Below are 19,623 nucleotides of genomic sequence, written 5' to 3'. Positions count from 1 at the left end.
CTTAGAATTTATAGGTATATGAAACCGAGGGAATAACCGGAATAATCCCCTTCTGACGGATGGTAAACCGTCCGTCCTGATTCAGGTAGGTATCCTCTATATAGAAGGGGTTCATGCGGCTGTAGACGTTATACAGGCTGACGTTCCAGATACCCATCCGCCCTTTCTTCTTGGGGCGATAAATGTTCAGGCTCAGGTCGAGCCGGTGATAGTCTCCCAGCTTGGCGGCATTCCGGCCTAGTATGCCTTCAAAGGTATTAACAGGTAGGTAGTACCCTGCTTCATCATGGATATAGCCGGGATAGGAATTGCCTGTCTGGTGAGATAAATAGCTGTCTATAACAACTGTTACCCGGTTGCCGCTGGCGTATGTCCACGAAGCGCTCAGGTCTACTTTGGGGCTGAATTTATGAATGACTGTTACATTCAGCTTGTGGCGGTTATCGTACTTGGCAGGGAAGCGCCTGCCTTCGTTTACCAGCCGGTCATGAAAGATGCGGTCTGACCAGGAAAGCGTATAGGATACCCAACCGGATGTCCGGCCTTCGCTCTTTCGTGCCATGAACTCCGCCCCGTAAGAGCGTCCTTCTCCCATGGATATTTTCTTGTCCCAATCTACATAATCAGGGAATAGTAAGGCGTTATCCTGATACTCTATCAGGTTATCCATTCTTTTATAGTAACCTTCAACCGACAGGTCATATGTCTTTTTTAGCTTATAATAGGCGCCAAAGGAGAACAGATGGGAGTTCTGAGGCTTTACATTAGCCGTTACCGGCACCCATATATCCGAGGGCAAATTAGCGTATGTGTTGGACAACTGGTGTACATACTGATCCATTTTTACGTAGGAGGCCTTTAAGGATAAATCATGGGTTATCAGGTAGCGCAAGGAGATACGGGGCTGAAGCGACAGGTAGGTTTTCCCATCTACCTGATAGCCATTCAGGCGGGCTCCCATGTTTGCTTTCCATTTGTCGTGCAGCAGCCAGTCGTCTTCGGCATATATACTCCATTCATGTGCATAGATTATTGGGTTGTTATATAATTGGTTATAGGCATAGGTGGTAGATAAATCGAGGATCATTGCATGCATTGTTTTATCTTCCGGCCGGTAGATATGGTACAGGTAGTCTGCACCAAAGCGGATCCGGTGATTGGGGGTGGGGGAGTAATCCATGTCGAAACGATAGCCCAGGTCTTCTATCCCGGAATTGTGCGACGAATAAATATCTTTTATCATGTTTGATCCCCAGTATATTGGTGTCTTTTCTTCTTCCTGCATCTTGGAACGGTAGCGCGAGTAGGAAGTATTGAAATTCCCGAACAGCTTTTGGTTGAATATATAGGTCCAGTTGAGAGAGGTTACCAGGTTGCCCCAGCGCCAGATCGTTTCCGTTCCCTGTTTCAATTTGGTTATATTGTGCCAATATGTATACCTCAGGCGATCTTGCCCCATGTAGAAATTAGCATACAAGCGGCTTTTAGGTGTAAAGATATGATTGATCTTGGCATTCAGGTCGTAAAACGAATAGCCTACAAACACGTCCTCGTTTTTCCGGGTATTATTTATAATGGCGAAGGCCGGAGCGCTCAGGGCATCCAGCCAGGTACGCCTGAAGGCCACGTTGAAAGAGGTCCGGTCTTTGACGATCGGCCCTTCAATATTGGCTTTGGCCGCCAGTAGACCTATCGATACATTGCCGTGATACTGTTGCATATCTCCGTCTTTCAGGCGGACGTCTACAACAGACGAAAGCCTTCCGCCGTATCGTGCCGGAAAGCCTCCTTTATAAAAATCCACATTCTTTACTACATCGGGATTGAAGGTGGAAAAGAGCCCCGCTACATGGTTGACGTTGTACACCGGAATCCCGTCTATCAGGAAGAGGTTGTCATCCCCGTTTCCTCCTCTTACGAACATACCACCCAGAATTTCAGTCCCTGAAGCTACCCCCGGCATCTGCTGGAAAGTTCGTATCAGATCGGGTTCGCCAAACAAAGATGGCACTTTAGACAGGTGTCCCGACGAGAGCTCTATATTCCCCATCCGGCTGCTCATTACTTCCGAATGGGGGTTATTGCCCCGGACTACAACCTCCTGTAGCGCCCCCAACAGACAGAGTGGTATATCTATCAAGGTATCCCGGTCTAAATAGAGAGGTATCTCTTTTGTTTGGTATCCAACATATGAAGAACGCAGAACTACTTTTCCGGCTGGAAGCGTAATGCTGTAGAAACCGTAATTATTGGAAACACCTCCTTTACCCGATAAGCAATCTATCACCGTAGCATTGATCAGGCTTTCGTAAGAAACCGAATCTCTGACAAAGCCACTGATTGTATATTGCCGGGGTTTTCTTTTCAGGATGATGTACCCGTTTGCTACCTTATACACTACCGGCAGATTGGCAAACAGTTTTTTCAGGCAGGAAGACAGCGATTCGTCTTTCACCGTCAGCGATACTTTCGGGAACTCATCCAGTAAGGAGGACTCGTAAGAGAAAAATAGACCTGTCTGCTTTTCCAGCTCCAGAAAGACATCCTCTACATCTACCTGTTTCATGTCAATAGTGACTAATGGTATAGGTGTGAAGGAGCAAAAAAGCAGCAAAAGAGAGGTAAGCAGTAAGGGGTAAGGGGTAAGTAACTTGCCACATATCACGTACCACATACCACAATTTTTTGTCTTATTTCTCAACGTACAAACGCACATCTAAAGTTTGGTTGATTATCATCAGTATTTGATCTAGCGGTAAAGATTCAAAGGTGGCTGTTAACCGCTCGCCCCGTATGCTTGTGCGGCTTCTTACCGGTTGGTTATAATGGTCTGTTAAATCGTCTATAACTTCTTCCAGAGGTGTGCCATGGAAGTGAATGATACCTGTTTTCCACGATAGATAATTAGGTTTTTCTTTTGTCTGTAGTTCTATATCTTGTGTTTCCATAGAATAATTTGCCGACATTCCTTTTGTTAATATTATACTCTTTTTTTCCTGATCCTGACCGGCTGTAAATTTTACCTTTCCGGTAGCTACATGTACCTCTACAGAAGCAGACCGCTCGTGTACCTGAAAAGCTGTACCCAGCACTTCTACTTCCGTATAGTTGGTTTGTACGGAAAAGGGGCGTGATTCATCATGTGTTACTTCATAAAAAGCTTTCCCTTTCATCTCCACTTCACGCCTGGTTTTTCCATATTCTTTTACATTATATCTGATCCACGAATTTCCGCTCATACTAATCAGCGTACTATCCGGTAGATATACATCTTTCAGTTGATCCGGAAGGGTAGAAACCATCACCCATTCCGGCTTGCTTCTCTCCCATAGATAAAGGGAGGTAATACCAACGAGCAGCAAAGCTACAGAGGCAATAGCCAATAGGTACCTGCGAAGCGGGATCGTCCGCCGGATGCCCTTTTCCGAAGCAAACTGCTTCCAGGCTTTATCCGTATCAAGACGTCCTTCTTCGTAGTGTTTGGCTACAAAGCGAATCCGCTCTTCCCATTTATGTTCCTGCTCGTTATGCATTTATTTTATTTTCCTAATTTAAATTTATATCCTACCGACAGGCTGAAGGTGTGATACTTGGGGTTCATAGAATCCCAGCGGTATTCTTTACCCAGATCCAACTCATAACCCAGGTTCATCACCCAGTTCTTCACTTCAACACCCATCGAGAAACTCAAACCCCAGTCGAATGTCTTCCGGTTGTTGTTATTACTACTATAGTAGTAGCTGCCATAACCGCCATAACCCCCATATCCATAATTACCATAATAACCATGATATGGGTTTGGGTTCTGAGGCTCTTCACCTAAAACCCATGTTCCGTACCCCCAGGATTCATTGATGCAGAAGCCAATGTAAGGACCTGCTGCAAAGTTGAAACGCGCATCCTTCGTCAGGTCAAACGAAAACTTTGCCATAAGTGGTATCTGCAAAAAATGCCTGTTCATATCCCCATGACTATATACATAGTCAAGCGAACCATATTCCATAGCGGGATCTGAAAAATAAAAGGGCATCAAATAATTGTATGAATACCCGCGTTGTGAGTAATGTAGTCCGGATTTTAGCGAGAACCGATTATTAAACTCATATTCAAGGCCTACACCCAACTTCCACCCGGCAGTCCAATCATCATTACCTGCTCTGTTTATAGCTGTAATACCCGCTTCCGGAGTTAAAGACCATTGTGCGTGAAGCACTGTTAAAGAACTCATTATCAACATGCACACTACTGTAACTTTTTTCATCTCTACTTTCTTTGTTAATGATTTTAATTTCGTTTCACTAGTAAGACTCGGAAACGTCAAAAAACCCCTATCCGGATATTATTTTTTTTATCCGAAAAAGAAAGTATAAATGCGAATCGCTGTTTCCTTCAGCGATTTAAGGGCTTTCCCTATCTGGTTTTCCACCGTTTTGACAGAGATATTCAGCTCTTCGGCAATCTCCTTATATTTAAGCCCATCCCGCTTAGATAGCAGAAATATCTTCTTCCGCTCGGGGGGAAGCCTGTCTATCTCATTCCACAAACGGGCATCCCGCTCGGCGCAATGTATCTGTTCGTCGAGGGAAGTATCCTCCACATCGGGAAGAGTATCTATTATTTGATGATCTTGCTGCTTGACAGAAAGAGAGAGCGAACGATTCCTTACTGAGCGGTAGAGATAGGCCTTCAGGTTATTGATCTGCCCTATGGTGGTACGCTTGTCCCATATATCAGCAAAGGTTTGTTGTACAACATCCTCTGCATCATCTACCTGGTCCGTATAACGAAGAGCAAACAGGCATAAAGGCTGATAAAAATCCTTAAAACACTGTTCAAACTCCTCCGAAGTAAAAGCACCCATATAAGTTATCATTCAACTATTCCCCACAAAGAAAGTAGTTTTCGGCTTATTAATACCCTATTTCAGTTTCTTTATTATCGTTTAATTGAATTTTACAGGATAGCGGTTGCTTTTCTTATTTCTTCAAAACGAGAGAGTAATTTTTTGTCTTTTCTAGCTAATTGCATGTTATACCGTGCCTGCATATTGACTAACATCTCGGCTTCAATTCCTAAGGAAGCCTCAAACATTAAAGCAATACTCGCCGTTACAGGGCGCTTTGCGTTTAATATTTCGTTAAACATAGTGTATGACACGCCTATTTGCCGGGCCAGTTCTTTTTGAGAAATTCCCCTGTATTCTATCTCTTCTTTCAGTATTTCACCCGGATGTGTAGGTGTGAATGGATATCCTAAATTTCCCATAGCCTTTATTTATAATGATTCGACAATTCAATTATAGTACAAACAGTAACGATTATCTCGTCTTCTTCGTTTTTTGATACTTCAAACTCTATCCGGTATTGATCATTGACGCGTATAGAAGACAACCCCTTTTTGTCGCCCTGTAATACCTCATAATGAAGTGAATTAATACGATATAGAGCCTCAATTCCCGAAGAGTCATTCAATGTGTCAATGCGCCTTTTGTAGCTTGTTATAACATTAGGCTGAAAGCGGTATTTCTTCTCTCTACACTTTCCGTTATAATATAACTCTGAAAGATATTTTTTACCGAATTTCACAATCATAACCTCATGTTTGCTGTTCCAAAGATAATGCTTTTATTTAACAAATTCACTAAAAAAGTGAATTTGTTTGTACCGTAGCTGCAAAGGGTAGTACATAGAGTGTTTGCCGCGCGTTTCCGATCCGGGTTATATCCCCCTTGGCGGCTAGGGTGCGGAGGTCTCTCAGAGCTATCTGCTGTCCGCAGGTGTTTAGCCCCATAATGGTGCGACAATTAGCATAATGATTTGATTCCAAGTATTTCAGGATGCGTTTCTGCCGCTCTTCGGGAGTAAACTTCTTTACCCTCGGACGCCTTTCTTGTTCAAGTGTTGCCAGGCGAATTTTATCTTTTAACTCGGGAGCGCAGCGGAAGCCCACTGTATCAACCTCTATCCGGATTCTTTTCCGACCCTTTTCGTCTTTATACGCTTTGCTTTTCAGGGTAGGATAAAAATGCCCCAGCCCCTCTAGTTTGATGATGCTTCCCCCTTTCATGTAAAAACCCATCCAGAAATTAAAGGCTTCCAGTATCCCTTTGACATCGGCCGACGAAAAAGAACTGCTGGCAGACACCAGCTTACATAACTTTTCCATCCCTACCGTTTCGTCGTGAACCACCCGGGCATGTCTTCCCGGCTTCTCTTCCCTGCCCTTGGGAGCAGGTGTTTCGTGTAACGTAAATTTTAAACTCATAGCGTTCAGTTTTAATATGTATTATAATAACTATCTATTGAAATCATCATCAGAGAATCGCGCCACATATGTCACGCGATCAAACCACAAATGTAAAAGGATCGAACCACAATTGTGAATCGATCGCGTGACATATGTGGCGCGATTCTTTAATCGGCTGCAAAGGTATATTTTTTTACCAATAAATTGCATATTAATAGCGAATTCTTTTATTTGTCAGCCAGTTTGTTGCGGCACGGCTTCACCGATAAGGTCTGAAAAAATATGCTTTCTTCAGTGAAGATTGGGTATAATTGCTTGTTGGATGTTATCTTTGTTGTATAATTATTGTTTTGATTGAGATGAAGACATTAGAAGAGAGATTATTAGCAAGAAATATAAAGCCAACGGCAGTTCGATTACTTATATTCAGAGCTATGCTTGATTATCCGCAAGCTTTTAGCTTGACTGATCTTGAAACGGTATTGGAAACCGTAGATAAATCGACTCTTTTCAGGACAATAACCTTATTTCACGAAAACTTGTTGATACATAGTATTGACGATGGTTCCGGCTCCATAAAATACTCTGTTTGCAGTGACGAATGCATGTGCTCCATTGGTGAACTGCATGTTCATTTTAAATGCAGCCGCTGCCAGAAAACATTCTGTTTGGAGAGTATCCCTGTCCCATCTGTGAAACTCCCGGACAAGTTTCTTCTGGAGAGTGTGAATTTCGTTATGAAAGGCTTGTGTGACAACTGTTCCAAGTTTGCGGAGTAATTGATTTCAATCTTTGCAACCTGGTTGCAGAAATACCCCTCTACCTTTGCTGTAAATAATAACGATTTAACTTGTATTCAGTTATGGCAAAGATATCTCAATGCAGCCCAGCAGCAGAGCATACAAGCGGCTGTTGCGGTCATTCACATCCGGGTGCTCAATCATCTGCATGGGGAAAGTATTTTCCTGCATCCGTCAGTTTTATTCTTCTTGTAACAGGGCTATTACTTGATAATGTATTTAAGTTAGAGTTGTTTAGCGGTTATATACGTCTGATATGGTATCTGGCAGCTTACATACCTGTAGGCTTACCTGTTTTGAAAGAGGCATTTAGGGAGTCGATTAAGAAAGATTTTTTCAACGAGTTCAGCTTAATGGGTATAGCAACTATCGGAGCATTTCTTATCGGAGAATACCCCGAAGGAGTTGCTGTAATGCTATTTTATACGGTTGGTGAGCTATTTCAGGATAGTGCAGTGAACCGTGCGCAAAAGAGTATCAGTGCCTTACTTGACGTACGGCCTGAAACAGCGACAGTTATTAAGGATGATAAAACCGAAACGCTTTCGCCGGAGCTTGTAAATATAGGCGATATAGTAGAAGTAAAGGTAGGTGAAAGAGTGCCTCTTGACGGGATTTTGCAGAATGAGTCGGCCTCTTTCAACACTTCGGCATTAACCGGAGAGAGTGTTCCCCGAACAATACGGAAAGGTGAAGAAGTCCTTGCCGGAATGATCCTGACAAATAATGTATCAAGAATTGAAGTGACAAAACCGTTTGGGATGAGCGCTTTATCCCGCATTCTAGATCTTGTTCAGAATGCCACAGAGAAGAAGGCTCCCACAGAACGTTTCATACGAAAATTCGCCCGGATATATACTCCGATAGTAGCTGTGTTGGCGGTCCTGATCGTCTTGTTACCCTACGTTTATTCAGCTATTAACCCTACATTCAATTATGTTTTTTATGATTGGATTTATCGTGGACTTGTATTTTTGGTCATATCCTGTCCGTGTGCATTGGTAATTAATATTCCTCTTGGGTATTTTGGCGGTATCGGGGCTGCATCAAGGAAAGGTATTCTGTTTAAGGGAAGTAACTATCTGGAAGCCATTACGAAAGTAAATACAGTAGTGATGGATAAAACAGGTACATTGACACAAGGCGTATTCAGCGTTCAGAAGGTGGTGTCAGCCAATCATATGAATGAAACAGACCTGATACATACGGTTGTATCAGCAGAATCCCAAAGTACGCACCCCATAGCTAAAGCCATTGTAGAATATGCCAATCAGCAAAATATTGAAGTTAGTAAGCCAGAGCATGTAAATGAAATCGCAGGACAGGGATTGCAGGCATCCATTAATAATAAAACAGTATTGGTGGGCAATCTTCAATTATTAATGCAGAACAAGGTTGAGTTCCCGCCTGAAATAGCCGCTATACCTGAAACAACTGTTGTATGTGCAATCGAAGGGATATATGCCGGGTATATCCTTGTGGCGGATGCTCCTAAGGTAGATGCTGCTATAGCTGTAGCTGCTTTGAGGGAGACGGGTATCAAAAATATCGTGATGCTATCCGGTGATAAACAGGCTATCGTATCAGAGTTGGCCGCAAAACTAAATATCACTCAGGCTTATGGTGATCTGCTTCCTGAAGGGAAGGTAGACTATGTAGAGCGATTGAAATCTGATTTGTCAAACAACATTGCATTTGTGGGCGACGGAATAAATGATGCTCCCGTTCTTGCTATGAGCGACATAGGTATAGCTATGGGTGGATTGGGTAGCGATGTGGCCATCGAAACAGCAGACGTAATCATACAGACCGATCAACCCAGCCGGATAGCAACAGCAATCAGAATAGGAAAGGCAACCCGCCGGATTGTCATGCAGAACATAAGTCTGGCCATTGGTATAAAGCTTGCAGTGTTAATGCTGGGTGCAATAGGTATTGCTTCTTTGTGGGGAGCTGTCTTTGCAGACGTAGGAGTATCATTGCTGGCAATACTAAACGCAATCAGGGTTTTACGGATGAAATTTTAATTCAAGCCTTTTTTATGCGTATCTTTGTCTCTGGAGATGGAAAAGATATTGTTACATACCTGTTGTGCTCCCTGCTCGGCGGCTATTATTGAATGGTTGCTAGGGGAGGGGATGACTCCGGTGTTGTTTTATTATAATCCGAATATATTTCCCCGGGAGGAGTATGATATCCGGAAGGCAGAATGTAGCCGATTTGCTCTGTCCAAGGGGATTGAGATTATAGACGGGGATTATGATCATGATAAGTGGCGGGCGGATATTGCCGGATTAGAGCGGGAACCGGAACGGGGAAAGCGATGTCTGCAATGCTTTAAAGTACGTATGCTGGCTACGGCAGCTTTGGCCGAGAAAACAGGTATCCGGCGCTTTACTACTACCCTGGCTTCTTCGCGCTGGAAGAGCCTGGAGCAAATTGCCGAAGCCGGACATTGGGCTGCCGGACAGTTTGAAAATGTAGAATTTTGGGATAAAAACTGGCGGAAAGATGGCTTAAGCGAACGCCGCCGTATACTACTGAAAGAGAATGATTTTTACAACCAACAATATTGTGGCTGCGAATTTAGTATCAGAGGAATAATGGAACTAAACCAACTTTGTAAGGAAGTACAAAAGATAGCAAGAAGTGCAGGAGAATTTCTGAAAGAAGAACGAAGGAAGTTTGATGCATCACGCGTGGAAGAAAAAAGCGCTCATAATTATGTGAGCTATGTAGATAAAGGCTGTGAGCAATATCTGGTGGAGAGGCTTTCGGCTTTATTGCCCGGCGCAGGCTTTATTACCGAAGAAGGCTCTGCCACGCATACCAACGAAACCTATTGCTGGGTAGTGGATCCTTTAGACGGAACCTCCAACTATATTCATAATATGGCCCCGTATTGTGTAAGTATTGCCCTGCGAACTGAGCAGGAGATACTTCTGGGTGTTGTATATGAAGTTTGCCGGGATGAATGTTTTTATGCGATAAAGGGAGGGAAAGCTTTTCTGAACGGAGAAGAAATTACAGTATCTTCGGTTTCTACTATTAATGATGCCTTTATAGCCTTAGGCTTCCCATACTCTTTTGACGAATACCGACCTCTAGCCGTCGACCTGGTAGAGCAGTTATACGGAACAGCCGGAGGTTTGCGTTTGTTAGGCTCTGCCGCCGCAGAGTTATGTTATGTAGCCTGCGGACGCTTTGAAGCACGCATCGAAGCCTACTTAGGCCCTTGGGACGTAGCCGCTGGAGGCCTGATCCTACAACAAGCCGGTGGAAAGTTAAGCGACTTCCAAGGAGCCGACACCTGGCAATCCGGCCATCAGGTAATAGCCACCAACGGCTTGCTCCACGACGAAATACTCAAAAGACTAGTATAGGACGAGTTTCTTTTTTAATCTTTAAATATGAACTGAGAAAAAATCGTATGCGTACGATTTAGAAAACGCATGTATGCGATTTGCAAAAAGCATGCATGCGTTTTCTAAATTGCACACATGCGATTTTTAATGTGCTTTAATGCTTTGGTATACAATGTGATGTGCTGCTGTTGTTGTGCTGTTTGGAAAATGTAAAAGAAATACAATAACTGTGGTTTAGATACCTGTGTATTGAGAGTTGTTGTTTTATATAAAATGCTAAAAAAACATGCAAAATTAATTTTTTGATATAAATCAATGGCAGTTTCGATTGAGTAGCGTATCTTTGTCCATTATAGAGATTTTTTACACAAAAAGGTTAAAGAGTGCCAGGGCTTGTGAAAGTCTTGGCATTCGTTTTTATTTCACTATCAAAGATTTGTTTTCTCCTTGGGCAAATTTCAGGTTTATTTGGGTAAATAAACTATAACAATAAGATGTTTGTGTTGTCTGGTTTGTGTAATTATATCGACAAAATCACGGGTTTTATCTTTGTCTTCTTCCTGTGTTTCCTCGTTTGGGCTTAGAAGCCTTTTTTTCGTTTTTGAAGACATTGTTGGCCTTACGGTAATCGCGCTTTATATCTGATTGCTCAAGGGCTCTGTTGATTTTTTTATTACTATTGGGAAAACCTTTCTTAGGTGCGGTTTTCTCCGACTCTTCAAGCATAGAGAAGAGTTTCTCTAACTCCGCTTCGGTAAGATTCCGCCAGTTGCCCTGTCCCAGATTGCCTAGTTTGATGTTCATAACTTGGATACGCTCCAACTTAGTTACCTCGTAACCAAAATATTCACACATACGTCTGATCTGTCTGTTCAGGCCTTGGATAAGGGTTATTCTGAAGACGTGTGGGTTTATCTCAACAATCTCACATCGGCGGGTTACTCTATCCAATATGGGGACTCCCTGCGCCATGTGGGTTAAAAACTCTTGAGTTATCGGTTTGTTGACTCTTACCAGGTATTCTTTTTTATGGTTATTGCCGGCCCGGAGTATCTTGTTCACAATATCGCCGTCATTAGTCAACAAAATCAATCCCTGCGAATCTTTATCTAAACGTCCGATAGGGAATATGCGCTGCTCATGGCTAATAAATTTGACAATATTGTCTCTTTCTTGAAGATCGGTTGTACTGACCACCCCTACCGGTTTATTAAATGCAATGTAAACCGGCTCAATGGCATTCTCAATCAGTTCGCCGTTCACCTTTACTTTCTGCCCCGGAAGAACACGCATGCCTACGGTCGCCCGCTTACCATTAATCGTAACTCTTCCATCTTCTATAAAACGGTCGGCCTCACGACGGGAGCAAAACCCTGAACTACTGATATATTTATTTAATCGATACTCCATCCTGTTTATTAATTTATAGTTGGCAACGAAATGTGAAAGCAAGAAAAAAGCAGCTAAACGCTTGGGTTTAACTGCTTGTTTATTCGGTGATCTATTGGGATTCCATTTCACCTTGCATATTAGCAGTTTACGATAACAGTGCGAAAATAGTGCAAATTTATCGACCAGTCGTATTCTATCTTGTCTTAGCCGCGCTTCTCCTGATTGCCATGCCGGAAACTGAAATAGAAGAGTATCCCACATGACTTGTGTATCCATCAGAATATGAATTTCCGGATATATAGGTAAATTTTAGATTGATTATTCCATTTGCCTTCATTTCTTTTGCTTTTGAATATAATAGCCATAAAGCGTCGTCATGGCTGACATATATAGTTTTCTTTCCTGATTTTCCTCCTACAATTAAGGAGGAAACATTCCCTACTGGAATGTAATCAAAATTAACAGAGTTTGATTCAGTTAAAAAGAATCCTTCTTTCATATACTGAGAGTAATCAATAAAAGCTGAATATTCCCTATACTTTTGATGTGTCACACAGCTTGAAAGCATAGCCGTTAAAACGAATAATATTACAATCTTTTTCATTGGTTAGTTTTTTTGTAAACAAAGACGATTCAAAAAACCTTTTTTTCTTTTGTGTAAATTTTAATATTTTCAAGGTATTCGCATGCTTTCTTAGAATCTTCTCTCGTGTATTCATATGTATGGTACCGTGAAAATTCAGACATTTCATGTAGTTTGCTGTAATCGTGGTAAATATCCATATGATGGATAGCTACGTATGTCTTTTGGAACCCATGCCTTCCATCTCCAGGTGATTTTTTTAATTTGAAAATTTCCTCAAAATCATTATAAGTAGAACCTTCTATTTTTTGAGGAACTATCAAATGTCTTATATAGTGCATTGCGGAGTAAAACGCGACAGTAATGACCCAGTCTGAGTATTGTGGGCTTTTTTTTAAATAATTACATACCTTCTCGTTATGGGCGGCGTGTTCAACGTGGTTCTTCTTTCCCATAGACGAATTACATTATTTTGACATAATCATCAGCATTCAGGCTGGCAATATTAATCGATTTATCATCCGTATATGGCATAAACGATATTGATATTGCGGGATTTTGCTGTGTTATTTTAGCAGACGCTAGATAGATGGGCTTGCTCCTTTCGTCGTCAAAGTATAAATCCTTACTGATTGCCGCTATGAAATTAACCTTACAAGGAAGAACCCTCATGAATAATGAGGAGCAATCTGCTTTTGTCAGATTTTTATTATAAAAATCAACGATTATGCTTGTAGAACTCATTAATAAAGAGAAGGCCTCGTTGAACATGTTAGGAATGCCGCTTCCTTGCTGTATTCCTTTAGACCATGCGTCAATTAGCTGATCTGCCGAGAAAGAATTTTCCTTCACATACCGCTCTGTTGTCGCCTTCTTGGCAGTTTTGCCAGTAACTCTTGTTTTGTCCATTGCGATTTTCTTTTTCCTAGCCATGATCACAACCTCCTATACTCATAAAACATAGAAAAGATTGAAATGTTCACGCCTTTAACAAAGATATAAGTTAGTTTTATGCCTTTTACGAATACAAATATAGTGGAAAAAGTACTCAAACAAAATAATTTGCGAAATGATTGGCAAAATGCAAACAGTATAAAATGCCGAATTATTCAATTTTTCCTCACAGGATCAATAATTCTCGCCTCTTTCTTGCGAAGTATTTTAGCCTTTATCTCATCAAATTCATCTTGCGTTATGGTGTCATCCATAAGCATATCGCTGGCATCCTTCAGTATGGACATGTCAGCCATTTGGGAGATTGTATTTTTCATATCAATATCCGACTCTTTTTCTGAAATCAAAACATATAAAGCACCAATGAAAGGAGAAAAAAACAAAGAACAGAAAAAAGAAAGCCAAAAGCCACATTCTTTATTTATTCCTAAAATACCTATCCCTATGGATAAGCCTATCCAAGTTGCGATAATAATATCTGTTGGCATCATATTAATTAGTATATTAAGTTATCAAACCAATCTCCCCGCCCAAACAACACGGAATATCCTTAGTATTTCATCTTTGTAAACCTTAAACTTCGGGTAGTTCTCCGAAACAGCCCAAAGGAAGTCCGTGCTTTCTTCGTCTACTACAAGATGTTTTACCATTCTCTGATCCCTTGTTATCACCAAATATGTTTTATCCGGCTCTACTCTATCCCATTTCTCCATAAGCACAGCCCCGATTGTATCGCCCGGAAATATCTTAGGCTCCATGCTGCATCCGATTATAGGAAACCAATAATTAGCCACAACACCAGGGATTTTTAAATAACTGCTCGGCTCTTCCTTTTGCTCTATCGCAGCCAGATCGTAATCCCCAGCACTAACTAATAGTTCAGAATAGTAAGGGGTGTATCCGTTCTTTCTAAAGTCCGAGTAATCGGCTTTTATTTCGGATTTTTCCATTTCGCCTTCACCAGTTAGTAGCCAGTTGGGATTAACATTAAAAACACTAATTGTTTTTTCAATAAACTCAAAGCTGGGCTTCTGTGTTCTTTTGAGATAATAATTCACCGATCTTTGCAAAATACCAAGTTTAGAGGCAAAGTCATTTTCTGATATTCCCTTTTCGGAAATATATTTTTTAATTCTGTCTATTGTATCCATGATGTTAGAATTATAATTCTTATATTTGCGATGCGATAGGGCGCACGACATTGTTAGTACTTTAGTACTTTGTATTTAAAATTAGGTATCACTCCTTCCCTTTACTATAAACCATAGTTCCGCCATTCGCCTTTACCACATACCCAAGAACTAAAGATATATGCGTTATAGACTTGTATGGAATATCAAACGGCTCGTGTATTTGTCTTCCGTCCGGGTATGTTTCCATATTTGTACTATACGCTGCGATATGCTCAGTGTCCTTTCCTTTCTGAACACGTTTCGTCACCCGATATTCACTTGTCTCTATTACGTAATCCCTGCCTGGTATTATCAGTCTACGATCTTGCACTTCTTTTAAGGCAAGAATACACCCCGGAGGATATTCGATCATGCTGTCTCCATAATGCCTAATAGCAGATGTAGCATCTCTAAACCAATCTCCAGCATCTATGTACTCAGTAGGAGCGTAAGCGGATCCCGTTTCAGCCACATAGTCGTTTGCTCCACCAATAGTCATTGCATCATCATAAAGCGGTATAACTTTCGCAGGCTTGACTGGCGTAAGAAGATTTTCGCTGGACTGTGATGAGCTTTTTAACATAGGGTCTTTCCCTGTTAGAAGCCAATCATAACTTATTTCAGGGAATCTTTTAACGATTTTCTCCAAAGTCGACCTGCTCGGACTCCTTTTTTCGTTAATAATCCTTCCAATAGTAACGTTGTTTGATATTCCGATAGCTTCGCTAAAGCTGTTTTTGTTCAATCCGAAATAATCCATTACTTTAATAATTCTTTCGTATGGCTGCATGGTTTGTAAATAGTTTGTATATTTGCGATGCGATAGGGCGCACGACATTGTTAGTACTTGTAATATTATATTTTTAATCTGAAAGCCGGTTGTACGCCCCTATACGTATGGCTGGCTTTCTTTATATATTATGTTATGGGACAATCAGAAAACAAAAATTACATTTCCCAGGAATTTATCAATAATTTAAATTATTATGACAGCAGGCTGGAGAAAGCATCAGAGTGCTGCAAAAATTTGATAAGCGCCATAGAGGAAATAAACCAGTTGAGTATTCAATTACTTAAAGGCGAATTAGAGGCAGGAGATAAGTCATGATCCAAAGAATACCTCCCGTTCTATTTTAAGCAATTCGTCTTTCAGCCAGGAGTTATCACCATCGTATTCAGATATGAGCCTATTGATTTCTGGAACGATCTTTTCTTTTATGATGAACGAATCTGTCCTTTTGTTCTCAAAATGCTCTATTAGCCCTTTTATGCTATCAGAGTTTGAATCAGAAAGAGTTTTAATGGATTCGCAAAACTCGCGAAATTGTTTTAATAATAGTTCATTTTCCATACATATTAATATTAAATTTTTGTTATGAAATCACTAATCAAAAAAATAAATCTGCACAGGGAGCGTAGGCTCAGGGAGCGATGCGTAAAGTACGCAAGCATACATCCAAGCGAGCCCATTGGCATAACTAATGAAGCCATTCAAATATACAATTTTATAAAGGGGGAGGGATTTGTTAAACCTGATCCTAATTTTAAAATATCTCCACATATAAAGAAACGCGTAAAAGAATTAATTGAACAGGACGCTGAAAAGTTTATCTCTAAAACAAAGGATGCATTGTATTTATCTCTTTGCGAATGTTTATCTAAACTGCAACGAGACTCTCCAGATGAATGATGTTTTTTGAATATTGTCATATATTAATCACATTTTAAATTTACAATCATGTTAAAACTACCTTATCGTGATGGAAACAAAGCAATCCCGCAGCCGGAAGAGATTATCTTAATAGCTCTCGCTGTCAACGAAAATGATCTATCCAAAAGGGATTTAGCGAGAGATATCTGCCTTTATCTTGGGGAATATATGCTGTCCAATAATTTGATTATAGGAAATGTTAATGAACACGCGCTACGCAATGGAAACAATTCATGCGCTGATGACTCGCGAGTCATAATGTTTAACAGCATAGACGAATTATTTCCAAAAGAACAGAAAGATTGAAAGAACAAGGCTTATTATAAACAATACGGCTATAATGAGGTCACGATACCTTATTATAGATTTTTGATACCTTATCATCTTCTGATAATCCTTTGCTTCATTATCTTTTTCCAAATTCAGCTTCGTAAGCCTGTCAATCTCCATTTTCAGGCTTTCTCTTTCTTCGTCCTTTTCCCTTCTTTCTTTTGATCTTTTGTATTCAATCTCAAATCCTCCGTTATCCCAAAAAGAAACCGTCCTTTCGTCGCTATAGAAATGACCGCCAGCAACATTGAATTTATGGTATAGACCGCAATATTTTATGATCGCAGGCGCGTGTCTTTCAAGTTCCTTATACGCCTCACTCAGCTTTATTGTTTTAGGAAGCATACCTCCCGAAATAAGATCGTCAGCCTCTACGGTCTTATTATCTTTCAACCTATCAAGTATATAGTCTAAGACCTGAATATCTTCTTCTTTGAATAAAGACTCAACATTTCCCATAATCAATTGATTTAAAATCATATATACGATTTATTATTTAGAATAAGTATAAATAACACGAAAATCAAAATACAGTTAGCAAATAGTTTGTATAAACACAAACAGTTTGTATATTTGCATTATGATAATCGCAACAAACGTTGTTTTTCATAAACAAAATACAAAATGTAAATATAATAAAACTATGGCAACAAAAGCAAAATTGATAACAAAAGTTGATGTAAAGGGAACTCTACTGAATATCAAGCCTGGAGAGTCTGTAATTTTCAAAACGAAGGATATTAAGGCAAACAATATCAGGTCAATAGCCAGATACTTAAACCAAGAAGGGTATTTGTTTAAGCCTACCGAAGTAGGACTTATTGATGAAATGAAAGTAACCCGGATTAAATAAGCGATATGGAACTCCCGGTGCTATATACAAAGAAAGAGGTTTGCCGCATTATCAAATGCAGCCGATCCGAGATAGATAGGATAATACTGCGGGGTGATCTGGCTTACGACTATAAAAGAGGAACGGTTGCCTTATTTAAAGAGGAAACGATAATTAACTACCTAGAATCAATCAAAGTAAATCTCGCATGACAACCTTATCCCAAATATTCACCCGTTTCGACCAGGAAGACGAGGGATCGGAAGCCCTAAAAGCTCTCAAGCAAAGAGAAGCCGAAAGCGATCTAAGCGAAGAGATAGCTTTTATCACATCCGCCCCTGAGAGCATTGTGTGTCTTACGTACAATGTCGATACGAGAGAAGAGGCTATGAGATATGCCATAGTAGAACATGAATACAATCTATAATCCATGAAAACTAAATATCTGAAAAAAGTACAAGAGTTGCAGCTCGTAGCCATAGGATTAGGGCTGTCTACTAACATCGTAACAAAGGAAGACGTCCTTATGGTTGCTGTTATTGATCCGAATTGCGAAAAAGCAATATACCTTGAAAACATAGACTATTTCGATGATACAGTAAATGACAGTATGATTGAAAAGCTATGTAATACACTTGCTTGCTACAGATTAACAAAGAAAGCATCTTAAAACACGCACGTATGAAAACAATACGCCCCTATAAACTCTGGAAGCTGCGTTTTATGACATGCACGCACATAGCCATTACGGCGACCTTTTCCCTTATGGCTATAATCTTCCTAATAGGATCACTCTATAATCCGATTCACGCCTTTATGTGCTTCATGTCGATTATCCTAGCAATAGTTTCTTACAGGGAAAAGGTATGGTAAGCATAAGAAACATACTAAGGAATCTAAAGCCTAAAGAGCGATCTCTTGTAACGGTAGAGCCTATAGGAAATAAGGTACTGATAATAGTAGAACCAATCAAAAAATCAAGTAAAAATGGAAGCAAAAAAGTTAAACCTCTTTGAAAAGATACAGGCTGTCGCTAACGACATAAAGACCATTGGAAAGGATATGGAGGTGGGCGTGGGAAAGAGTTCTTACCGGGCTGTATCAGACAAATCAGTCGTGAAAAAGGTAAAAGAAGCGGAAAGCCGGCATCGTTTAATGTCTATCCCTCAAAAACAGGAACTGATATCACAAGAAACTATCAGATCGGTATCAAAAGACGGCTACGAAAGTATCAAATATTCTTTTGTAATCAAATTGACCACACTGTTTGTAGACCTGGATAACCCGGAAATACAAATAAACATAGAATCATTCGGACACGGCCTGGATTCTGGAGATAAAGGCTTCGGGAAGGCTTCTACCTATGCGCGTAAATACGCCCTTCTGAACGCTTACAAGATAGCGACCGGAGAAGATGCAGACAATCAGCCAAGCAACGAAGAAAAGACCGCAATAAAGCCATCAGAGAGGCGCGTAGTGATTACAAACTACTTGTTTAAAAATATAGACACCCTGCATCAGGTGTTAAAACGCTTCAACGTTGGAGAACTGAATGAGCTTAGCGAATCACAGGTGAATACAGTCTATAATGGATTCCATCAAAAAGGTGTGTTATGAAAAGTATGTATATAGGAAGTGGAGATATAAAGGATATTCTGAAAGGGAAGCACACGAAAGGGTTTCAAAACTTTTGCCGGAAGTTTTTCAGCGACGAAATACCTTATTACAATTCCTTTAACTCTCCAATAGACGCCCTTCGGACGGGCGCTATCCTGGAAGAGAAGTACTTCCAAATGCTTCCAGATGGCTATTACCCGCAATATAAAGTTTCTTCTGAAGAAATGAGTGTGCTTTTGGCTACACTGGATTTTGCGAAGATTGAGAGTGGCAAGGTGGTGGATTTTGACGAACTGAAAACTTGCTTTTGTACTGACTTTCTGATTATGCAGGACTATAAAGATTCAGAGTATGACGAATATGTATCATTTCTTAAAAAAGTAAGCAAATACAAACAGAATTATGAACAGGTTCAGCATCAGCTTTATGTAACAGGACTTGAAGAGGCGAACCTTGCCTATCTGGAAGTACAGACATACGATGATGAAGAAAACAAAAAAAGAATCATTCTTCCAGATGAAGTAATAAAATTCAGAATCAAAAGGGATAGCGAAGTAATAGAGAAAATAAAGGAAAGGGCAGCTTTCTTTCAGCATATAAAAGATTATTTCAAAAACTAAG

The 19,623-nt window shown here is 40.5% G+C and carries 26 protein-coding genes and 1 pseudogene; 11 read left to right on the top strand and 16 right to left on the bottom strand.

The window, feature by feature from the left end:
• Nucleotide 1: 1 nt before the first annotated feature.
• The 7 genes from M2470_RS06860 to M2470_RS06830 form a co-directional block, all read right to left on the bottom strand.
• Complete coding sequence (locus M2470_RS06860) at nucleotides 2-2,674, bottom strand: TonB-dependent receptor (RefSeq protein ID WP_280744301.1); 2,673 nt, start codon at nucleotides 2,672-2,674, stop codon at nucleotides 2-4.
• Between the two features lie 16 nt (nucleotides 2,675-2,690).
• A complete protein-coding gene (locus tag M2470_RS06855; RefSeq protein WP_280744300.1) occupies nucleotides 2,691-3,533 on the bottom strand; it encodes a FecR domain-containing protein in 843 nt (280 codons plus the stop codon).
• Nucleotides 3,534-3,538: 5 nt separating this feature from the next.
• Nucleotides 3,539-4,261: a porin family protein gene (locus M2470_RS06850; protein ID WP_280744299.1), complete on the bottom strand. Its 723-nt coding sequence runs from the start codon at nucleotides 4,259-4,261 to the stop codon at nucleotides 3,539-3,541.
• Between the two features lie 87 nt (nucleotides 4,262-4,348).
• Entirely contained in the window at nucleotides 4,349-4,861 is a 513-nt protein-coding gene (locus tag M2470_RS06845; RefSeq protein ID WP_280744455.1) for an RNA polymerase sigma-70 factor, read from the bottom strand.
• 92 nt (nucleotides 4,862-4,953) lie between these two features.
• A complete protein-coding gene (locus M2470_RS06840; protein ID WP_280744298.1) occupies nucleotides 4,954-5,265 on the bottom strand; it encodes a HigA family addiction module antitoxin in 312 nt (103 codons plus the stop codon).
• Between the two features lie 5 nt (nucleotides 5,266-5,270).
• Complete coding sequence (locus M2470_RS06835; protein ID WP_280744297.1) at nucleotides 5,271-5,591, bottom strand: type II toxin-antitoxin system RelE/ParE family toxin; 321 nt, start codon at nucleotides 5,589-5,591, stop codon at nucleotides 5,271-5,273.
• Between the two features lie 49 nt (nucleotides 5,592-5,640).
• Nucleotides 5,641-6,264 carry a hypothetical protein gene (locus tag M2470_RS06830; protein WP_280744296.1) on the bottom strand — a complete coding sequence of 208 codons (624 nt, stop codon included), beginning with the start codon at nucleotides 6,262-6,264 and terminating at the stop codon, nucleotides 5,641-5,643.
• A 341-nt stretch (nucleotides 6,265-6,605) separates the two neighbouring features.
• On the opposite strand from M2470_RS06830, the gene M2470_RS06825 reads away from it, so the two are divergent.
• From M2470_RS06825 to M2470_RS06810, 4 genes and pseudogenes are all read left to right on the top strand, one after another.
• Nucleotides 6,606-7,025 (top strand): transcriptional repressor, encoded by a 420-nt coding sequence (locus M2470_RS06825; RefSeq protein WP_280744295.1) that lies wholly within the window; start codon nucleotides 6,606-6,608, stop codon nucleotides 7,023-7,025.
• An 83-nt stretch (nucleotides 7,026-7,108) separates the two neighbouring features.
• The gene (locus M2470_RS06820; RefSeq protein WP_280744294.1) at nucleotides 7,109-9,073 is read left to right on the top strand and encodes a heavy metal translocating P-type ATPase; all 1,965 of its coding nucleotides are present in this window, start codon (nucleotides 7,109-7,111) and stop codon (nucleotides 9,071-9,073) included.
• Nucleotides 9,074-9,109: 36 nt separating this feature from the next.
• Nucleotides 9,110-9,643: pseudogene (locus M2470_RS06815) on the top strand (epoxyqueuosine reductase QueH); the annotation flags it as partial.
• Nucleotides 9,644-9,649: 6 nt separating this feature from the next.
• Nucleotides 9,650-10,429 carry an inositol monophosphatase family protein gene (locus M2470_RS06810; RefSeq protein ID WP_280744454.1) on the top strand — a complete coding sequence of 260 codons (780 nt, stop codon included), beginning with the start codon at nucleotides 9,650-9,652 and terminating at the stop codon, nucleotides 10,427-10,429.
• Nucleotides 10,430-10,954: 525 nt separating this feature from the next.
• Here M2470_RS06810 and rluF read toward each other — a convergent pair.
• The 7 genes from rluF to M2470_RS06775 all read right to left on the bottom strand — a co-directional run bounded on the left by rluF (nucleotide 10,955) and on the right by M2470_RS06775 (nucleotide 15,302).
• Complete coding sequence (rluF, locus tag M2470_RS06805) at nucleotides 10,955-11,821, bottom strand: 23S rRNA pseudouridine(2604) synthase RluF (protein ID WP_280744293.1); 867 nt, start codon at nucleotides 11,819-11,821, stop codon at nucleotides 10,955-10,957.
• A 175-nt stretch (nucleotides 11,822-11,996) separates the two neighbouring features.
• Nucleotides 11,997-12,407 carry a lipoprotein gene (locus tag M2470_RS06800; RefSeq protein WP_280744292.1) on the bottom strand — a complete coding sequence of 137 codons (411 nt, stop codon included), beginning with the start codon at nucleotides 12,405-12,407 and terminating at the stop codon, nucleotides 11,997-11,999.
• 29 nt (nucleotides 12,408-12,436) lie between these two features.
• The gene (locus M2470_RS06795) at nucleotides 12,437-12,841 is read right to left on the bottom strand and encodes a hypothetical protein (RefSeq protein ID WP_280744291.1); all 405 of its coding nucleotides are present in this window, start codon (nucleotides 12,839-12,841) and stop codon (nucleotides 12,437-12,439) included.
• A 7-nt stretch (nucleotides 12,842-12,848) separates the two neighbouring features.
• Nucleotides 12,849-13,319 carry a hypothetical protein gene (locus M2470_RS06790; protein WP_280758093.1) on the bottom strand — a complete coding sequence of 157 codons (471 nt, stop codon included), beginning with the start codon at nucleotides 13,317-13,319 and terminating at the stop codon, nucleotides 12,849-12,851.
• A 176-nt stretch (nucleotides 13,320-13,495) separates the two neighbouring features.
• A complete protein-coding gene (locus M2470_RS06785; RefSeq protein WP_280744289.1) occupies nucleotides 13,496-13,831 on the bottom strand; it encodes a hypothetical protein in 336 nt (111 codons plus the stop codon).
• 21 nt (nucleotides 13,832-13,852) lie between these two features.
• Entirely contained in the window at nucleotides 13,853-14,491 is a 639-nt protein-coding gene (locus M2470_RS06780) for an XRE family transcriptional regulator (protein ID WP_280744288.1), read from the bottom strand.
• An 88-nt stretch (nucleotides 14,492-14,579) separates the two neighbouring features.
• Nucleotides 14,580-15,302 (bottom strand): helix-turn-helix transcriptional regulator, encoded by a 723-nt coding sequence (locus tag M2470_RS06775; RefSeq protein WP_280744287.1) that lies wholly within the window; start codon nucleotides 15,300-15,302, stop codon nucleotides 14,580-14,582.
• 135 nt (nucleotides 15,303-15,437) lie between these two features.
• Here M2470_RS06775 and M2470_RS06770 point away from each other — a divergent pair, with 135 nt between their 5' ends.
• Nucleotides 15,438-15,620 carry a hypothetical protein gene (locus M2470_RS06770; protein ID WP_280744286.1) on the top strand — a complete coding sequence of 61 codons (183 nt, stop codon included), beginning with the start codon at nucleotides 15,438-15,440 and terminating at the stop codon, nucleotides 15,618-15,620.
• On the opposite strand, the gene M2470_RS06765 is transcribed toward M2470_RS06770, so the two are convergent.
• A complete protein-coding gene (locus M2470_RS06765; RefSeq protein ID WP_280744285.1) occupies nucleotides 15,615-15,863 on the bottom strand; it encodes a hypothetical protein in 249 nt (82 codons plus the stop codon). The genes M2470_RS06770 and M2470_RS06765 overlap by 6 nt on opposite strands.
• A gap of 24 nt (nucleotides 15,864-15,887) precedes the next feature.
• Between M2470_RS06765 and M2470_RS06760 the strand changes: the two genes are divergently transcribed.
• Nucleotides 15,888-16,202 carry a hypothetical protein gene (locus M2470_RS06760; protein WP_280744284.1) on the top strand — a complete coding sequence of 105 codons (315 nt, stop codon included), beginning with the start codon at nucleotides 15,888-15,890 and terminating at the stop codon, nucleotides 16,200-16,202.
• 300 nt (nucleotides 16,203-16,502) lie between these two features.
• Here the strand turns inward: M2470_RS06760 and M2470_RS06755 are convergent, their stop codons facing one another.
• Complete coding sequence (locus M2470_RS06755) at nucleotides 16,503-17,033, bottom strand: hypothetical protein (RefSeq protein ID WP_280744283.1); 531 nt, start codon at nucleotides 17,031-17,033, stop codon at nucleotides 16,503-16,505.
• A gap of 163 nt (nucleotides 17,034-17,196) precedes the next feature.
• Between M2470_RS06755 and M2470_RS06750 the strand changes: the two genes are divergently transcribed.
• From M2470_RS06750 to M2470_RS06730, 5 genes are all read left to right on the top strand, one after another.
• On the top strand, nucleotides 17,197-17,406 hold the full coding sequence (locus M2470_RS06750) for a hypothetical protein (protein ID WP_280744282.1): 210 nt from the start codon (nucleotides 17,197-17,199) through the stop codon (nucleotides 17,404-17,406).
• A gap of 187 nt (nucleotides 17,407-17,593) precedes the next feature.
• Nucleotides 17,594-17,812, top strand: coding sequence for a hypothetical protein (locus tag M2470_RS06745; protein ID WP_280744281.1), 219 nt, complete (start codon nucleotides 17,594-17,596; stop codon nucleotides 17,810-17,812).
• A gap of 3 nt (nucleotides 17,813-17,815) precedes the next feature.
• On the top strand, nucleotides 17,816-18,055 hold the full coding sequence (locus M2470_RS06740) for a hypothetical protein (protein WP_280744280.1): 240 nt from the start codon (nucleotides 17,816-17,818) through the stop codon (nucleotides 18,053-18,055).
• Nucleotides 18,056-18,372: 317 nt separating this feature from the next.
• The gene (locus M2470_RS06735) at nucleotides 18,373-19,002 is read left to right on the top strand and encodes an ERF family protein (RefSeq protein WP_280744279.1); all 630 of its coding nucleotides are present in this window, start codon (nucleotides 18,373-18,375) and stop codon (nucleotides 19,000-19,002) included.
• Nucleotides 18,999-19,622 (top strand): hypothetical protein, encoded by a 624-nt coding sequence (locus M2470_RS06730; RefSeq protein WP_280744278.1) that lies wholly within the window; start codon nucleotides 18,999-19,001, stop codon nucleotides 19,620-19,622. The genes M2470_RS06735 and M2470_RS06730 overlap by 4 nt, the downstream gene beginning before the upstream one ends.
• Nucleotide 19,623 lies beyond the last annotated feature (1 nt).

The organism is Parabacteroides sp. PH5-46 (assembly GCF_029892785.1).
In the GTDB taxonomy this organism is placed as follows: Bacteria; Bacteroidota; Bacteroidia; order Bacteroidales; family Tannerellaceae; genus DFXE01.
The sequence above is the reverse complement of the archived record's forward strand: the minus strand, read 5'-3'. Positions and strand labels throughout refer to the sequence as shown.

Coding starts and splice junctions, on each gene's coding strand:
- M2470_RS06845 (WP_280744455.1), bottom strand. CDS start 4,861: ATGGGTGCTTTTACTTCGGAGGAGTTTGAACAGTGTTTTAAGGATTTT.
- M2470_RS06820 (WP_280744294.1), top strand. CDS start 7,109: ATGGCAAAGATATCTCAATGCAGCCCAGCAGCAGAGCATACAAGCGGC.
- M2470_RS06830 (WP_280744296.1), bottom strand. CDS start 6,264: ATGAGTTTAAAATTTACGTTACACGAAACACCTGCTCCCAAGGGCAGG.
- rluF (WP_280744293.1), bottom strand. CDS start 11,821: ATGGAGTATCGATTAAATAAATATATCAGTAGTTCAGGGTTTTGCTCC.
- M2470_RS06855 (WP_280744300.1), bottom strand. CDS start 3,533: ATGCATAACGAGCAGGAACATAAATGGGAAGAGCGGATTCGCTTTGTA.
- M2470_RS06775 (WP_280744287.1), bottom strand. CDS start 15,302: ATGCAGCCATACGAAAGAATTATTAAAGTAATGGATTATTTCGGATTG.
- M2470_RS06765 (WP_280744285.1), bottom strand. CDS start 15,863: ATGGAAAATGAACTATTATTAAAACAATTTCGCGAGTTTTGCGAATCC.
- M2470_RS06840 (WP_280744298.1), bottom strand. CDS start 5,265: ATGGGAAATTTAGGATATCCATTCACACCTACACATCCGGGTGAAATA.
- M2470_RS06770 (WP_280744286.1), top strand. CDS start 15,438: ATGGGACAATCAGAAAACAAAAATTACATTTCCCAGGAATTTATCAAT.
- M2470_RS06860 (WP_280744301.1), bottom strand. CDS start 2,674: ATGTGGTACGTGATATGTGGCAAGTTACTTACCCCTTACCCCTTACTG.
- M2470_RS06810 (WP_280744454.1), top strand. CDS start 9,650: ATGGAACTAAACCAACTTTGTAAGGAAGTACAAAAGATAGCAAGAAGT.
- M2470_RS06800 (WP_280744292.1), bottom strand. CDS start 12,407: ATGAAAAAGATTGTAATATTATTCGTTTTAACGGCTATGCTTTCAAGC.
- M2470_RS06755 (WP_280744283.1), bottom strand. CDS start 17,033: ATGATTTTAAATCAATTGATTATGGGAAATGTTGAGTCTTTATTCAAA.
- M2470_RS06750 (WP_280744282.1), top strand. CDS start 17,197: ATGGCAACAAAAGCAAAATTGATAACAAAAGTTGATGTAAAGGGAACT.
- M2470_RS06795 (WP_280744291.1), bottom strand. CDS start 12,841: ATGGGAAAGAAGAACCACGTTGAACACGCCGCCCATAACGAGAAGGTA.
- M2470_RS06760 (WP_280744284.1), top strand. CDS start 15,888: ATGAAATCACTAATCAAAAAAATAAATCTGCACAGGGAGCGTAGGCTC.
- M2470_RS06790 (WP_280758093.1), bottom strand. CDS start 13,319: ATGGCTAGGAAAAAGAAAATCGCAATGGACAAAACAAGAGTTACTGGC.
- M2470_RS06730 (WP_280744278.1), top strand. CDS start 18,999: ATGAAAAGTATGTATATAGGAAGTGGAGATATAAAGGATATTCTGAAA.
- M2470_RS06780 (WP_280744288.1), bottom strand. CDS start 14,491: ATGGATACAATAGACAGAATTAAAAAATATATTTCCGAAAAGGGAATA.
- M2470_RS06740 (WP_280744280.1), top strand. CDS start 17,816: ATGAAAACTAAATATCTGAAAAAAGTACAAGAGTTGCAGCTCGTAGCC.
- M2470_RS06785 (WP_280744289.1), bottom strand. CDS start 13,831: ATGATGCCAACAGATATTATTATCGCAACTTGGATAGGCTTATCCATA.
- M2470_RS06835 (WP_280744297.1), bottom strand. CDS start 5,591: ATGATTGTGAAATTCGGTAAAAAATATCTTTCAGAGTTATATTATAAC.
- M2470_RS06735 (WP_280744279.1), top strand. CDS start 18,373: ATGGAAGCAAAAAAGTTAAACCTCTTTGAAAAGATACAGGCTGTCGCT.
- M2470_RS06825 (WP_280744295.1), top strand. CDS start 6,606: ATGAAGACATTAGAAGAGAGATTATTAGCAAGAAATATAAAGCCAACG.
- M2470_RS06850 (WP_280744299.1), bottom strand. CDS start 4,261: ATGAAAAAAGTTACAGTAGTGTGCATGTTGATAATGAGTTCTTTAACA.
- M2470_RS06745 (WP_280744281.1), top strand. CDS start 17,594: ATGACAACCTTATCCCAAATATTCACCCGTTTCGACCAGGAAGACGAG.